12 protein-coding genes and 1 pseudogene are annotated in these 15,514 nt (G+C 36.2%); 7 read left to right on the top strand and 6 right to left on the bottom strand.

The window, feature by feature from the left end; genetic code table 11:
• Nucleotides 1-13 precede the first annotated feature (13 nt).
• From menH to BN2144_RS00910, 4 genes are all read right to left on the bottom strand, one after another.
• Nucleotides 14-817 carry a 2-succinyl-6-hydroxy-2,4-cyclohexadiene-1-carboxylate synthase gene (menH, locus tag BN2144_RS00925; protein WP_326563826.1) on the bottom strand — a complete coding sequence of 268 codons (804 nt, stop codon included), beginning with the start codon at nt 815-817 and terminating at the stop codon, nt 14-16.
• Nucleotides 814-2,556, bottom strand: coding sequence for a 2-succinyl-5-enolpyruvyl-6-hydroxy-3-cyclohexene-1-carboxylic-acid synthase (gene menD / locus BN2144_RS00920; RefSeq protein WP_033826489.1), 1,743 nt, complete (start codon nt 2,554-2,556; stop codon nt 814-816). Before menD ends, menH begins: the two co-directional genes overlap by 4 nt.
• The gene (locus BN2144_RS00915; RefSeq protein ID WP_050632157.1) at nt 2,553-3,953 is read right to left on the bottom strand and encodes an isochorismate synthase; all 1,401 of its coding nucleotides are present in this window, start codon (nt 3,951-3,953) and stop codon (nt 2,553-2,555) included. The genes menD and BN2144_RS00915 overlap by 4 nt, the downstream gene beginning before the upstream one ends.
• A gap of 213 nt (nt 3,954-4,166) precedes the next feature.
• On the bottom strand, nt 4,167-4,700 hold the full coding sequence (locus BN2144_RS00910; protein ID WP_033826487.1) for a ribonuclease H-like YkuK family protein: 534 nt from the start codon (nt 4,698-4,700) through the stop codon (nt 4,167-4,169).
• 202 nt (nt 4,701-4,902) lie between these two features.
• Between BN2144_RS00910 and BN2144_RS00905 the strand changes: the two genes are divergently transcribed.
• On the top strand, nt 4,903-6,327 hold the full coding sequence (locus BN2144_RS00905; protein WP_042337412.1) for an MATE family efflux transporter: 1,425 nt from the start codon (nt 4,903-4,905) through the stop codon (nt 6,325-6,327).
• A gap of 162 nt (nt 6,328-6,489) precedes the next feature.
• Here BN2144_RS00905 and BN2144_RS00900 read toward each other — a convergent pair whose 3' ends face one another.
• On the bottom strand, nt 6,490-7,311 hold the full coding sequence (locus BN2144_RS00900; RefSeq protein ID WP_033826486.1) for a purine-nucleoside phosphorylase: 822 nt from the start codon (nt 7,309-7,311) through the stop codon (nt 6,490-6,492).
• A gap of 429 nt (nt 7,312-7,740) precedes the next feature.
• On the opposite strand from BN2144_RS00900, the gene BN2144_RS20685 reads away from it, so the two are divergent.
• The 6 genes and pseudogenes from BN2144_RS20685 to BN2144_RS00880 all read left to right on the top strand — a co-directional run bounded on the left by BN2144_RS20685 (nt 7,741) and on the right by BN2144_RS00880 (nt 13,950).
• A complete protein-coding gene (locus BN2144_RS20685) occupies nt 7,741-7,980 on the top strand; it encodes a hypothetical protein (protein ID WP_326563823.1) in 240 nt (79 codons plus the stop codon).
• A 60-nt stretch (nt 7,981-8,040) separates the two neighbouring features.
• Nucleotides 8,041-8,118 (top strand): annotated as a pseudogene (locus BN2144_RS20680) (Lon-like protease helical domain-containing protein); the annotation flags it as partial.
• Between the two features lie 315 nt (nt 8,119-8,433).
• Entirely contained in the window at nt 8,434-10,176 is a 1,743-nt protein-coding gene (locus tag BN2144_RS20675; protein ID WP_326563956.1) for a Lon protease family protein, read from the top strand.
• Between the two features lie 379 nt (nt 10,177-10,555).
• On the top strand, nt 10,556-11,809 hold the full coding sequence (locus BN2144_RS00890) for a dihydrolipoamide acetyltransferase family protein (protein ID WP_033826485.1): 1,254 nt from the start codon (nt 10,556-10,558) through the stop codon (nt 11,807-11,809).
• 123 nt (nt 11,810-11,932) lie between these two features.
• Complete coding sequence (pdhA, locus tag BN2144_RS00885) at nt 11,933-12,976, top strand: pyruvate dehydrogenase (acetyl-transferring) E1 component subunit alpha (protein WP_407637996.1); 1,044 nt, start codon at nt 11,933-11,935, stop codon at nt 12,974-12,976.
• Complete coding sequence (locus tag BN2144_RS00880; RefSeq protein ID WP_033826483.1) at nt 12,973-13,950, top strand: alpha-ketoacid dehydrogenase subunit beta; 978 nt, start codon at nt 12,973-12,975, stop codon at nt 13,948-13,950. The genes pdhA and BN2144_RS00880 overlap by 4 nt, the downstream gene beginning before the upstream one ends.
• 203 nt (nt 13,951-14,153) lie before the next feature.
• On the opposite strand, the gene BN2144_RS00875 is transcribed toward BN2144_RS00880, so the two are convergent.
• Complete coding sequence (locus tag BN2144_RS00875) at nt 14,154-15,383, bottom strand: EAL-associated domain-containing protein (RefSeq protein ID WP_230199697.1); 1,230 nt, start codon at nt 15,381-15,383, stop codon at nt 14,154-14,156.
• Nucleotides 15,384-15,514 lie beyond the last annotated feature (131 nt).

The following is a 15,514-nucleotide window of genomic DNA, read 5'->3' as shown; positions in this document are numbered from 1 at the left end:
ACCTACCTATTTATCATGACATTTGTAAAAAGTGATGAATCGTCTCATTGAACTTACTCACATTTTCAAGATGAAGTGTATGTCCAACTTTAGGAAAAACAGATACATGGCTTTCTGGTAAAAAAGTGTCCATCTCAAGCGCAATTCTATGAAATTTCCGATCGAGTTCTCCGCATAATAATAGCGTTGGAGTTGAAAGTTTATAAAGTTGCTTCCACCAAGATGGCTGGCTTCCTGTTCCCATTCCACGTAAACTATTGGCTAGTCCAATGGGTGAATTGTTTAATCGTTGTTTTCGGATAGCTTCTCTCGCTTCCTTAGAAAGCAGTCTCTGTGTCGCAAATAGTGGAATATTTTCCCAATAACGGACGAATGATTCAATCCCTTCAAGCTCAATGCGTTGTGCGAGACGTTCATCTTGTTCCATTCGTGCTAGTCTTTCTTCTTTCGTTTTTAAACCGGGTGAACTACTTTCTAAAATTAATCTTTTTACCCGATTTGGATGTAGCATCGCAAAACTTAAAGCAAGTCTTCCTCCCATTGAGTACCCTAATAGATTTACTTTATCGATGTTTAAAAATTGAATGAAGGATACGATATCATTGACAGCTTGCTCCATTTTATACCGATTCACATCTTGAGGAGATTCTGTTTGTCCGTGTCCGATAAGATCAATTGTAATGATTTTATAATGATTGTCTAAGTTAACATTTTTCCATGAGGAGGAGTCACCAGTGAACCCATGTAAAAGCAATAGAGGTTCACCGGTACCCTTAACTTCATAGAAATAATGAACGCCATTTAGCTCAATATTCATTTTTGTATCGCCTCAAAGTAATGGTCAATTTTTTGAGAAATGAGTTCCCACATTTTTTGATGAGATTTGAGATTTTGCTCCTGATTTGAAGGAACCTCAATAACGTTAATACCTGATTGATGTATTGTACGCGCAATTGCTTCATGGAACATGTCCCAATTTTGTACTTTCATATAGTTTCCACCGTACATCGTTATTGCATGAGAAAAATCAAGGCCAATTGGTGTCCCAAATAATAGTTCGTAATGCTTATTAAGTTTTGACTGGGTAAGGAAGGAGAAAATACCGCCACCATCATTGTTAATAACGATAATATTAATCGAAATATGATTTAACTTTGCTCCTAGTAACCCGTTTAAGTCATGGAAAAATGATAAATCGCCAATGACTAAATAAAGTGGCATCCGGTATACAGCTGCACCAATAGCAGATGAAACGACACCATCTATCCCATTCGCCCCTCGATTAGCCATCAATTGGATATTTTTCGTTGTTCGATGGAAAAACGTATCTATATCACGAATTGGCATACTGTTTCCAGCAAAAATTGTACTATTTTCCGGTAACATTTTCGCTAATTCAAAAACAACTTTTCCTTCATCAAGATGATCAATCGAATGAAGAAATGCTGTAATTGTTTCAGTTGTTAGGTGATTTAATTCATTCCAAGTTGAAAGCCAGTTCGATTTTCGCTGTTGTTTCGGTAAATAAGATAAAAGAGAGGAACAAAAATCGGCTTCATTACAATCGACCATCATCGTTCCAAGGTTTTGTGGATCACGCCAACCATTTCCATCATCAATAACAATATGTGGCGTACCTACCCATTTTTTCAAAAATAAAGTTAATGGTTTAGAAACAGGCATACTTCCAAATCGAATAACGAGTTCTGGTTTTAATCGTTGAATAGCTTGTTCATTTTTAAGAATCGCATCATAACTATCAATAATAGTAGCACCCATATTTTTTCCACTTCGTAATTGCGATAGTGGGTCGGCAAGGATGGGATACCCAGTTCGAATGGAAAATTGTTGTACTGTTTCAGAAAACATGGGGTCGAAAATTTCCCCGCAGACGATAAGCCCTTGTTCTTTTTGAACTACTTGATCAGCGATTGTTTTTGTTAACTCACTCGGTAATGAAGACTTGCCGTGTGCAATCTCTAAATCTTTTATTCTTTCCGCAAAAGGGTAAGGTTCCAGAATAGGGATAAGTGGCTCACGTAATGGAACATTTAAATGGACAGGTCCTTTTAATGAACCGGTAGCTTCTTTCACTGCCCGTACTGCTGTATTAAAGGCATATTGTTCTTGTCCCTCAGAAGGTAAAGCCAAATCTGAAAACCAACGAACATGGTTTCCATATAAATGAATTTGGTCGATTGCTTGTGGGGCACCAACATCTCGAAGTTCATGAGGTCGATCTGCCGTTAAGACGATAAGTGGCACCCGTGATATGTTTGCTTCAACAACCGCCGGATAATAGTTTGCTGCTGCTGTTCCAGAAGTGCATAGTAATGCAACTGGTCGATTTGACGCTTTGGCTAGTCCTAACGCAAAGAAACCAGCTGACCGTTCATCAATTTGAATAAATACGTGTAAATCGTTATGTTCAGCAATGAGTAATGCAAGAGGAGTTGATCGAGACCCAGGGCTAATAACGACATCCTTTACTCCTGCTTGGACTAGTCCTGAAATAAAGGATGCTAAATAATTTGTAAGTGTTTCTTGATGACTCATTTGTTTTCTCCTCCTAATGCTTGTAACATTGGGCGAAACTTAATTCTTGTTTCGATAAGCTCATCTTCTGGTTTTGATTCTGAAACAAGCCCACACCCTGCGTATAAAGTTGCTTTTTGTTCTTTTATTAGTCCAGAACGAATGCCAACAATAAATTCACCATTCCCCCGATAATCGGTCCATCCAATAGGCGCCCCGTAAAATCCTCGATCCATTCTTTCGTTTTCACGAATAATGGATAAGGCTTCCATTGTTGGAACTCCTCCTAATGCGGGAGTTGGATGAAGTTGTTCTACCATTTTAAAAATGGAATGTGTTTCTTTAGCTTTACCGATAACTGGAGTATAAAGATGTTGAATCGCTGGTGTTTTCATTAATACAGGCTCTTTTGGTACATGAAGTCCGTCACAATGTGGTGCTAATGCCTCTTGGATCATTTTAACAACGAGTTGATGTTCAAATCGATTTTTCTCGTCATTCAATAACTCGGCACCCAACTTTTCATCGTGCTCATTATTTTCACCTCTTGGGGCAGACCCTGCAAGACAAGTGGACAGTACTTCATTATTCGTTATCTTTATTAACCGTTCGGGAGTCGCGCCAAGAAAGCACCGATGATTATTTTCTATCGCAAATGTATAACTTTCACGTTGTTGCTCATGTAGCGATTGTAAGATAGAACTAGGGTTCATTTCATGGTCAAAAACTAACTCCATTTTTCGAGCAAGGACGACTTTCTTAATCTTCTTCGCTGTTTTTAAATGGTGAACAACTCTTTCAACAGCCTTTAACCACTCTACTTGTCCAATTTCATTGCTAGAAGAAACAGTAGCTTTACATCTCGTTGGTTGTGAATCTGTTGTACTTAACAGATTTTGATAAAATTCATAAATCGTTCTTTCCATCTGCTTCTCGTCTGCAAAAGTTGGTTCGCAAACTTCATTGTATGTTAAAAAATACTCATCATTTATAACCGATAACATATATTTTGGCAAAAAGAATAAAGCATCGCCAAACCCAGCCCACTCTTCTTCTTTCTTTGTTTTTGGATCAAAGGAAAACCCACCAAGTAAAATTGGCCCGGTCCCGATTGGATTTGTTTCAATCATTTTAGCTGTTTGAATCATTTCTTGCCATAAAGAATGAATTTCATTGAAGCGGTCCTCTTCGTTTTTACTAGATAAAGTGAATACGGCATCAAGGCCAACAAGATAAAAATTTTCATTGGCTGCTTTCCAGAAAAAACGTTTTTCTATAGAAGTTTCTAAGTTTTGGTTATAGAAATCAATCGGATGATATGGTTCGATTGGAATTGTTACACTAAGAAGTATCTTCTTTCCTGCTTTCATTTGGTCGACTATACTCTTTGTTGATTCTCGACTTTTCGTTAATAACATGTAAATCAAAGCCCCAATCTATTAAAATAGTGTTTGTTTCTATTATATAAGAAAACGAGGAGTAAATGGAGTAATAACATTTTTATAATCATTCCACAGATAGAAAAACATACCAAAATCATACTCCGCGTGATTAAAGTAAGTTACTTTTCCCACGGGGAGTACGTCTTTTGTGCATGTTACTTTAAGATGATTTCACATGAAAAAGCGATATTATTTTGTATAACGATTTGCATAGCTGCTAGCAACAAAAGATTCGGGCTTTATTTTCGGTTCGATGCCAATCGATTCTAACCGGGAAACCATTTCATTGACAAAGGCTCTTGTTTTATTTTTTCTCCCTGAACCAATATCAATATGTCCCTCAATTGTAAAGCTCGCACCTTTATATATATGAGGGAGAACGATATCAATGAGACGATTTTTCTTCTCCTCTGTAAATAAAGAAACAATTTCTTCTGTTAAAGTTGTTTCAAACGAAATCCGTTCATGTAAGTTTGTCATTTTTCTTGGGATGACTACTTTCCTAATACAAGCCCACACACCTTTCTTTTCTCGTTGGATCACTACACCAGTAATGAATTTCGTACAGTTGCCATGTACTTGTGAATCGGTACCAAACATTAGTCGATAATTACCGAGCGGATCATTTTCCATAAACTGTACGATATGTTGAAAAACTTCTTCAAAAGACATGTTTCGTTTACTTAAGTTTTGAAAATTATTTAAAACAGGGAAATTAGTCATTCTCCTTTCTATTAAAAATTGATGTACTTGTTATTATTATATTCAGGAATCAATTTCATTTGTGCAATTCATTTTTAGTAATAATTGTAAATAATTAAAGGAGAAACTTCTGCATTTCGATTTTTATAGTGGTATAATAATTCATGGCTTTGTAAAATAAGTGATTGTTTTCACTAAAAAGCGAATAAAAGAAGTGTCGAAATTGACTAAACAAAATAAAACTCGCCTTCGTAGGGGATGCAAGAAGGGGAATATAAAACAAAAAACCGTTAGAATATTAGATAAATACTTTACTGGGGAGTCCATTACTTACCAAGAAATCATTACGATTATTATTCCTATATTAGTAGACCAAGCATTTTTAATACTTATGAGTTTATTAAATACGGCTATGATTGCTTCAGCTGGAGTTGCTGCGGTAAGTGCGGTGAATATGGTTGACTCATTAAATATTTTTTTAGTGAATGTTTTCATAGCCATTGCAACAGGTGGTACGGTAATCGTTGCTCAATATAAAGGTATTGGTGACCGTAAAATGGTTACAAAGACAGCAACGCAAGCAGTGTCAGCTGTAACATTGTTCTCTATTGTCCTTAGTGCAGCAGTCATTATTTTTAATGGACCAATATTAAATGTATTATTTGGCGATGCAGAGCGTGAAGTGCTTGAAAATGCAAAGCTATATTTAATTGGAAGCTGTTTTTCGTATCCTTTTATTGCCATTTATCAAGCAGTTTGTGGAGGTTTAAGAGGAGTAGGGGAGACGAAACCCGTTCTTGGCTTGTCACTGTTGATGAATCTTACAAATACGATATTAAATATTATTTTTATCATTATCTTTAACTTTGGTGTTCTTGGCTTAGTTATATCGGTCATTTCAGCGAGAATTGTTGGGATGGTCGCTTCGTTACTTTATATTATTAGATATAATGATACAATTCGGTTCCAGATAAAAAATGCTCTTCATCTCGATTTTACAATTTTAAAAAAGGTCATGTTTATTGGGATTCCTTTTGCTGCTGAGCAATTATTTTTTAACGGTGGGAAATTAATTACGCAAACGTTTATTGTAAAACTCGGAACACTAGCATTAACGGCGAATGCAATTGCCGGTTCACTTACTCTACTTTTCCAAATTGGCCCGAATGCACTAAGTATTGCCATTGTTACGGTTGTTGGACAATGTATTGGCCGTCGCAACATAAAAGATGCACGAAGATTTACAACTTCTTTTATCTTTCTTTCATCCATCTTTTTTGTTGTTACAGTCGTCATGTTAATGCCATTCTTTCCGTTATTAATGAAGATGTTTAGTGCGCCAAATGAAATTATAGGTACGATTTTTATTATCGTGCTAATGACGGCGGTTGCTCAGCCAATCTTATGGGCACCTGCTTTTCTTATGCCATCTGCTTTACGGGCAGCAGGAGACTCGAACTTTACTTCGATTGCATCCCTGTTATCGATGTGGTTTGTTCGTGTTATTCTCGGGTATATTTTAGGTGTAACGCTCGGATTCGGTATTATCGGAGTGTGGGTGGCAATGATTATTGAATGGTCTATTCGCGGAGTTGTATTTTACTTACGATTTAGAGGAGAAAAATGGTATCAACATAAGTTAGTGTAAAGAAAACTCAGGATATAAGACTTGGCGAAAGTAGATCCGTAGTTCGCTGAAAAGAGTCTTTTCGGCTTTAATATACTGCTGCTAGAGCTTTCCAGCAGCTAAAAAAAGACCTGCTCGATCTCTTCTGGCAGGTCTTTTCGTCAGGAAAATGATATAAATTATTTACGCAATCTCATTTAAGATTCCTTTAAGAAGTGCAATGAAATTTGTTTTTACTTTACTCGCAACTTCAATGACTTCATCATGACTTAACGGTTGATCTAAAATACCGCTCGCCATATTCGTTAAACAAGAAATACCAAGAACATTCATTTGACTGTGTCTGGCAACAATCACTTCTGGAACAGTGGACATACCAACAGCATCGGCCCCTAACGTACGAATCATCCGAATTTCAGCAGGTGTTTCATAAGTTGGTCCTGTCCACCAAGCATATACACCTTCTTGGAGATTCATGTCTAATTGCTCTGCTACCTTTTTAGCAAGGTCCCTTAACTCTGGTGTATAAGCTTGTGTCATATCTGGAAAACGGGTACCTAGATCATCATTATTATGTCCGATAAGTGGATTGGCTCCAGTAAGATTAATATGATCACGAATTAACATTAAATCGCCTGGTTTAAAATCTGTATTAACAGCACCACAAGCATTTGTAATAATTAAGTTTTTTACTCCTAAGGCTTTCATAACACGAATAGGAAATGTTACCTCATCTAATGAAAATCCTTCATAATAATGAAAACGACCTTTCATAGCGACTACTTTTTTTCCCATTAAGTCTCCAATAACAAGTTCATTCGCATGACCGATTGCCGATGATTTTGCAAAATGTGGAATATCAACATATGGAATAATTACAGCGTTTTCAATCTCATCTGCAAGAATTCCGAGACCTGAACCAAGAACGAACCCTACTTCAGGTGTGATATTCGTTTTTGTCATAATATAATCTTTTGCTTCTAAAATATGCTCTGTCTTATGCATCGGTTTTTCCTCCAGTTGTAAAAATTTTACTGTATCAAATACACATATTTTAACGTACAGAAGTGGGCGTGTCAAAATAACCATTATTTGTGTATTTTTTAATCAAATGCGAAAAGCTACGTTTGCATCCGATTTTTTCGAACGTACAGATGGTTTTCCACTGAATAATCATGGCATTTCCGGGGGCTAACTATGTTCAATCGGGGGTTGAATCCCTACTGAATTGTTTAGTCATTTTCCATTTTTTCCTCAAGAATAGAAGTAGAGGACTTCTCTGAGTAAAGTTTAACGTTTTATGAACAATTGAAACGATTGCAGGGAAACAGGAAAACGGTGACGAACTGATTAGTAAGTGAGTTTTGCGTAGGATCATACAGTACATCCAAGAACCGAAATGGAATGTCAAATATTGGAAGGTAGGGACATACGATGAATATAGAAGAGTATGAAAGTCTTTTGGCACTTCACCAAGTACCACTCACCGAATTACGAACGATGTACAGTGAAGAAAATTTCCCCTTTGAAACGACAAGTGATATTGATTGTATTCCAAATCAAATGATTGGCCAACAGCGTGCCGAACATGCAATGGAATTCGGTTTATCTGTCGAACAATCAGGTTATAATTTGTTTGTCGTCGGACCAGCAGGAACTGGTAAAATGACATAAACGCTAGAGCGAGTTAAAAATGCTACGGCAGGACAAAAGGTTCCTAATGATTGGTGTTATGTATATAATTTTGAAAATCCAGATATGCCACTTGTCATTCCATTTCCAGCTGGATACGGACAACAATTTCAAAGAGAAGTAGAAATTTTACTAATTGATATTGAGCGAGAATTAAAGTCAACATTTACGAGTGAGGCATTTGAAAAAAATAAAAGTCATATTGTCGATGAATTTCGAAGTAGGATTGAACGTCTTTGGAAAAAAATTGATGAGTTTGCTTTAGAGAACCAAGTAAAAGTAGAACGAACTCCACAAGGTATTAAAACAATCCCACTTTACTTAGGAAAACCATTAACAATAGAAGAATTTGAAGAGCTTCCTGATTCCAACAGAGCGATATTAAAAGAACGAGAAAAATTAATAGAAGATAAAATACAAGAAACCGTTCACCAAATGAGAAAAGTAGATGAACAATTACGAAAAGAGATAAATAAGTTTATGCACCAAACAGCCGCTTTTGCGATTGAGGGGTTGTTTGAATCATTAAAGGAGAAATATAAAGATCATAAAAAAGTGCTACGATATTTTGATTCCTACTTTCATGATGTTGTCGAGCATTACTCGTATTTTCTCGATGACGAAGATGACGAACAAAATATTCTTCATGCGTTAGTTGGTGGAGCGAATGAACAAAAATTAAATCGTTATACAGTCAATTTATTTGTCAATAACAGAACCTGTTCGGGAGCACCTGTTATATATGAGACACATCCAACTTACCATCATTTATTTGGTAAAGTAGAATATCACGGTGCGCTTGGAAACTGGATGACTGACTTTACTTTTATTAAACCAGGGGTGCTTCACTTAGCTAATGGAGGATATGTAATTATTCAAGCAGCAGAATTATTACAAGAACCAAATGCTTGGACAAGATTGAAAAGAACACTTCAAACAAATCGTATTCAAATTGAGAATCCATATGAAGAGCGAATGTCTATACCGACAAGTGGATTAAGGCCAGAGCCAATCCCACTAAATTTAAAAGTGATTTTGATCGGTTCTTACTATTTATATGATTTATTATCAACCTATGACGAAGACTTTCATAAGTTATTTAAAGTAAAAGTGGAATTTGGAACTGAAATGAATAAGAATGAAGAAAACTGTATGAAAATGGCAAGATTTATAAAAAAATACGGTGAAGAAGAAGGTCTCTTACCTTTTCATCGTCGAGCCGTTGCAAGTGTAATTAATTATAGTTCCCGTCTTGTTCAAGATCAAACAAAGTTAACTACTCGTTTTCAAGAAATTACAAAAGTTCTTGTTGAATCTAGTTATTGGGTAAAAAAGGATAAGCAAATGTATGTTGATGAACACCATATTGAAAAGGCGTTGTGTGAAAAAGTTAACCGCTCTAACTACATTGCAGAAAAATATAGGGAAATGATTCATAATGGTACAATTCTAGTCGAGACGGATGGTTTTCGGATTGGACAAATAAATGGTTTAGCAGTCATGGGAACGCGTGATTCCATTTTCGGCATCCCAACAAAAATTACTGCTCAAACATTTGTAGGGAAAAGTGGGATTATGAATATTGAGCGAGAGGCAGCATTAAGTGGACAAATACATCATAAAGGAATGATGATATTAACAGGATTTTTATCTGGTGAGTTTGCTAAAAACCGTCCAATTCCACTATCTGCGAGTATTACTTTTGAACAAACGTATACACCAATTGATGGGGATAGTGCATCGAGTACCGAACTTTATGTGTTGTTATCATCCCTTGCAGATGTACCCATTTATCAAGGAATAGCAGTAACTGGATCAGTAAACCAGTGGGGGGAAATTCAGCCAATTGGTGGAGTAAATGAAAAAGTAGAAGGGTTCTACCATATTTGTAAAGTAAAAGGTTTGAATGGGAAACAAGGCGTCATTATTCCAAAACAGAATATCATCAACTTAAAGTTGGATAATGAAGTAATAGAGGCAGTAAAAAAAGGTCTATTTCATGTTTGGGCGATTGAACATATTGCGGAAGGCCTAGAAATATTGACAGGAGTTAAAGCAGGGAATGTTCGTGACCATAATGGAAAATATGGGCAAAATTCAATTTTTGCCAAAGTAGAAGAGCGGTTTAAGCAAATGTATGCATCCATTAATAAAAAAGTTGAGAAGAATCATTCATAGCTAATGAGGACTGTTTCTAATAAGGATTACTCAAGATTGTGAAATGAGTGAGTATCTGAAATTAGACCAGTCTTTTTTTATGGCGGTGTTCAATGATCCCTTTTTTAGAAAAATCCATGATTATGGGCTTATAGAAGCGCTCTATAAGTCGAGTTCTTTACTCCAAGCACTATTTGGGCTTATATTGACTAGCTATTTTTCTAGAACGTTCCATTTGCACAGTTTTATAACACATGAAAGGTTCCTTTTATAGAATAATAAATTTTTTTAACGCGAATACAATTAGTTAGTAGGATTTATCAGGTAAGAACGAGAAGTATATGAATAACAGTTATTGTAAGCGCTTTAAATAACACGATTGATTTAGGAGGTTGAGGCAGTGTATCTATTAAAATTCACCGATATTGGTGAAGGGCTTCATGAGGCTGAAATATTAAAGTGGTTTGTAGATGTAGGTGAAACGGTAAAAATTGATGATCCCATCGTAGAAGTGCAGACAGACAAAACTGCTGTTGAAATTACTTCACCAAAAAGTGGAGTCATTCGTAAGAGAATAGGAGAAGAGGGGGATACGGTATTTGTTGGGGACATATTAGTTGAAATTGAAACAGAACAAAACGGTTTACACTCTATTAATCATGTAACTAAATCACCGGAAGAAAAATCGACATCCAACTATTCAAATGAAAGGTTTCCACATTTGCGAAAAACCCCAGAAGAAAAACGTGTTATTGCTGCTCCAAGTGTTCGGAAGTTAGCCCGACAACTTCGTGTTGATTTAAAAGAAGTTTCCGGTTCTGCATCTGGTGGTAGAATTACTAAACAAGATGTCCTCCATTTCAAAGAACAGCAAACTGTGACGCGACGAGATAATGTTCAGCCGACAACGATAGTGAAAACACCGACACATGACGTTAATACATGTCAAACGGAGGCCATCGACGAAATCGTTCCAATTCGTGGGCTTCGTAAAAAAATCTATGAAAATATGGTGAAGTCTGCCTTTACAATTCCACATACAACAGGGATGGATGAAGTAAGTGCTGACTTGCTAATCAAATTTAAAAATGAATTGAATAAATTTTCAACTGAGAAAATAACCTTTCTCCCAATCATTGTCAAATGTGTCGTTGAAGCACTAAAGAATAATCCAATATTTAATGCTTCTATTGATGAAAATAAAAATGCAATTATTTTAAAGAAAACATACAATATTGGGATTGCGACTGCTACAACAAATGGTTTAGTTGTTCCTGTTATTCATCATGCAGATCAAAAGTCAATTGCAGAAATTGCTAGAGAAATTATTGAGTTATCCCAAAAGGCAGAGGCAGGAAAGTTATCACTAGAGGAAATTCAAGGTAGTACATTCACAATTTCAAATACAGGTAGTCAAGGCGGCTTTTATGCGACACCTATTATTAATTATCCAGAAGTTGCCATATTAGGGATCCATGCGATTAAGGAAAAGCCAGTTATTTTACCGAATCGAGAAATTGGTATCGGTCAGATGATGGGAATTAGTCTCTCGTTTGATCACCGAATTATTGATGGCGAACCAGCCGGAAAATTTATGAATGATGTAAAAACGTATATTGAACATCCTGAAAAGTGGATGTTACATGCGAAATAGAAGACGGATAAAAAGCCATGTCGAACTAATCCCCCGAACAGAGGTTAAACCGTTGATATATCATTTATAGAAGGAGTGAAGAAAATGCTTGAAGAAAATCAACTCACATTCAAGCTCGTGCGAATGATGAATGAGGATGGGGAAATTCTATCTAATAATAAAACAGCAACCGATACGGAGTTGCTAGAAATGTATCAATGGATGAAAAAAGCGAGATTACTAGATGAAAAACTGTTAAGAATGCAGAGGCAAGGGCGAATTGGTACTTATGCACCGCTTAGTGGACAAGAAGCAGCACAAGTAGGAAGTGCCTTTTTATTACAGTCTCAAGATTGGATTTGTCCAAGTTATAGAGATGCTGCGGCTTGTATCGTTCATGGTTTACCAATTGAACAATTTATTTTGTATGCGAAAGGGCATCTTTATGGAGGTCGAATACCAGAAGGGCTTAACATTTTACCAGTACAAATAATTATTGCTGCACAAACGTTACATGCTGTTGGAATTGCCCACGCAGCAAAATATAAGGGAGAAAAATCCGTTTCTGTCAGTTATTTTGGCGATGGAGCCACTTCACAAGGGGATTTTCATGAGGCATTAAACTTTGCCGCAGTCTACCAACTACCAACAATCTTTTTTTGCCAAAATAATCAGTATGCGATTAGTGTTCCATTGGAAAAGCAAATGGCGAGCAAAACCATCGCTCAAAAGGCGGTTGCTTATGGTATGAAGGGTGTTCAAGTTGATGGAAATGATGTACTAGCTGTTTATGAAGTAATGAAAGAAGCGATTGAACGAGCGAGGAATGGGGAGGGGCCTACGTTAATTGAAGCCGTTACATATCGATTTGGACCACATACAACTTCTGATGACCCGTCAAAATATCGACAAAACGAAGAAGTAAACAAGTGGGTGGATAAAGATCCTTTATTGCGACTTCGTAAATGGTTAACGAATCAAGGCTTATGGAATGATGAAAAAGAAAGGATATGTGAAGCTTCATTTCAAGAAGAGTTAAATAGGATAATCGAACAAGTCGAAATGGAAGAGTTTCCGAAGCTTGCTGAATCTTTTAATTTTGTATTTAATGAAAAAACGCCTCTTTTAACAGATCAACAAAATTATGTGAAAAAACTATATCGTTATGACGGGGGTGAAAATGAATGAGTGGAAAAACGATGATTCAAGCAATTTCTGAGGCACTACAGTTAGAAATGGAGCGGGATGAACGGATTGTTTTATTAGGGGAAGATATCGGCAAAAATGGAGGAGTTTTTCGGGTAACAGATGGTTTAATAGAAAAATATGGAAAAAATCGTGTAATTGATACACCGTTAGCAGAGTCCGCCATTATAGGTAGTGCTGTTGGAATGAGCTTAAATGGATTACGTCCTGTTGTGGAAATTCAATTCTTCGGTTTCATCTATGAAGCAATGGATCAAATGGCGAGTCAAGCAGCAAGAATGCGTTACCGGTCAGCAGGGAGATTTCACGTTCCTATGGTCATTCGCAGTCCGTACGGGGGAGGAGTTCGCACACCTGAACTTCATTCGGATAGTTTAGAAGCTTTATTTTCTCATACCCCAGGTTTAAAGATTATTATGCCATCAACTCCATATGATGCAAAAGGTCTGTTAATTTCAGCAATACGTGATGAAGATCCCGTTCTATTTTTAGAGCCGATGAAGTTGTATCGAATGATTAAGGAAGAAGTTCCTGATGGAGTATATGAAGCGCCAATCGGTAAGGCAAATGTTGTAAATGAAGGGTTTCATGCAACAATCGTTGGCTTTGGTCCAGTTATGCCCTTATTAAAACAAATTATTCATGAATATGAGAAAGAACATATTTCTCTTGAATTAATTGATTTACGGACAATTGCCCCAATCGATATGGAAACGATTTTTACTTCTGTACGTAAAACAGAACGGTTGCTCATTGTTCATGAAGCTGTAAAAACAAGTGGTGTAGGTGCAGAAATTGCAGCGCTCGTAAGTGAACATTGTCTATTTTCACTATCGGCTCCGATTATGCGAGTCACTGGTTTGGATACACCTTATCCTGTAGGAACCATTGAAGACGATTGGTTACCAAATGCTATTCGGATAAAAGCAGCAATTGAAGAACTCTTAAGCTATTAAAAAGAGATGTTCCGACCTACAATTAAGTTGGAACATCTTTCTTTAGCTAAGGAATAGGATAAATTTCCAATTTCTACTTTCCAATACGTATAAGCGCACAAGGAAGGCTCTTACAGCTCATCAAAGCCGAAAAACTCTCTTTCTTTTTGGCGAACTCTAGGTTTCTACTTTCGCCTAGAGGATTTAGCGTTCCTGAGTTTTCTTTACAATAAGCCTTCTTGTTCAAATAAAAAGGTGTATGGAATATCAAGAAAAATATATAAGTTATCAGATATCGGATAAGAAAAAGTCCGGATTTGCTCATTTTTTTCAATATCTGTGTAAAGATCGGACAGTATCCCCTTTTTTTCAATATTCATTCGGGCAATATTTTCAAAAAAGTATGGTCGCCAACTCCAGTTTTTATTACGAACTTCCTCATTAAAAATCCAACTTCCATCGTCATTTTTCTCAATGTTTGCCGAAAGTTGAAGCCCCTCATCATTACAAATATACACGCGGAAAATAAAATCGGAACAGGCTTTTCCAACTTTCATTGCCGTATCATCGTAAGGCTCATTTTCATTCATGGATAACAATACTTGTTTTAATTGTTGGTTAATTTTACTTGTTAAATCTAGTTGTGCCTTTATTTTTTTATGCTCATAGTTAACAAATAAACGAAAATCTTTTTGAATCTTTTTTTTACAATCGTCTTTTTGGATAAATTGTGCTCCAATCCGTGCGAAATAACTCCCTTGATAAAAGCGACCGCCATTTCTCCATGCATGATTGAATTGATTATACGTAGAGATATTTTTAAACATTAAAGTCGCCCCAATTTTTTGGGAAAGTAGAGAGATAGAGTGGTGAACATCCCGATATAGATGAGGGGACTCATTATCTTTTAAAAAACGAAGATCTATTTTTACAATATTTGGCTTTAAATATGCGAATCGATCAAGACTGGCGTTCCGTTCCCCAATGTCATCAAGTGCAATACGTAGTCCTAACGATTTTAAGTAATTAAATAATAGTCGAACTGAATCCAGTTCCTCTTGATTAAATGGTTCCTTTAGTTGTAGAACGAGTTTTTCTCGTTTAAATCCTTTATTCATATAGGAATATAATAATTTTTCAAGACATTCCCCACGGTCTTTCATTAATAAGTTGGAATCATAATTAAAAAATATGTCCATAGACGGATCCATCTCTATTTGATAGTCAATGGCCTTATCAAGTAAGTGGCGACATAAATCTAATCGGAAATCATCAGGAATAGTGGAATCAGTTAAAAACCAATCAATATTTTTAAATTCATTATTTTCTTCTACGTAATAGGCGCTAATTTCATAACCGATGACAAGCTGAGTATCTGCACTAATGATAGGTTGATAATACGGAATAACGCGATGAATATTTAACATAATTTCGACAGGATCCAACTCATTCACCCCCATTATAGGCGTTTATCATCGTACATCTTTATTATACTATAACAAATTTTGTCAGTGGTGAATGATGAGTTGACTTTTAGGTGATGAATTCAAAAGGGATGATATCTAACGCTCATTCCGATTATAGG

It is taken from the genome of Bacillus andreraoultii (assembly GCF_001244735.1).
Lineage (GTDB): Bacteria > Bacillota > Bacilli > Bacillales > Caldibacillaceae > Caldifermentibacillus > Caldifermentibacillus andreraoultii.
This window is presented reverse-complemented; position numbering and strand designations above follow the sequence as displayed.

Bases quoted from the DNA above. Each gene is read 5' to 3' on its own strand.
- BN2144_RS00915 (WP_050632157.1), bottom strand. From the start codon at position 3,953: ATGTTATTAACGAAAAGTCGAGAATCAACAAAGAGTATAGTCGACCAA.
- BN2144_RS00880 (WP_033826483.1), top strand. From the start codon at position 12,973: ATGAGTGGAAAAACGATGATTCAAGCAATTTCTGAGGCACTACAGTTA.
- pdhA (WP_407637996.1), top strand. From the start codon at position 11,933: ATGATGAATGAGGATGGGGAAATTCTATCTAATAATAAAACAGCAACC.
- menD (WP_033826489.1), bottom strand. From the start codon at position 2,556: ATGAGTCATCAAGAAACACTTACAAATTATTTAGCATCCTTTATTTCA.
- BN2144_RS00910 (WP_033826487.1), bottom strand. From the start codon at position 4,700: ATGACTAATTTCCCTGTTTTAAATAATTTTCAAAACTTAAGTAAACGA.
- BN2144_RS20675 (WP_326563956.1), top strand. From the start codon at position 8,434: ATGAGAAAAGTAGATGAACAATTACGAAAAGAGATAAATAAGTTTATG.
- BN2144_RS20685 (WP_326563823.1), top strand. From the start codon at position 7,741: ATGAATATAGAAGAGTATGAAAGTCTTTTGGCACTTCACCAAGTACCA.
- menH (WP_326563826.1), bottom strand. From the start codon at position 817: ATGAATATTGAGCTAAATGGCGTTCATTATTTCTATGAAGTTAAGGGT.
- BN2144_RS00900 (WP_033826486.1), bottom strand. From the start codon at position 7,311: ATGCATAAGACAGAGCATATTTTAGAAGCAAAAGATTATATTATGACA.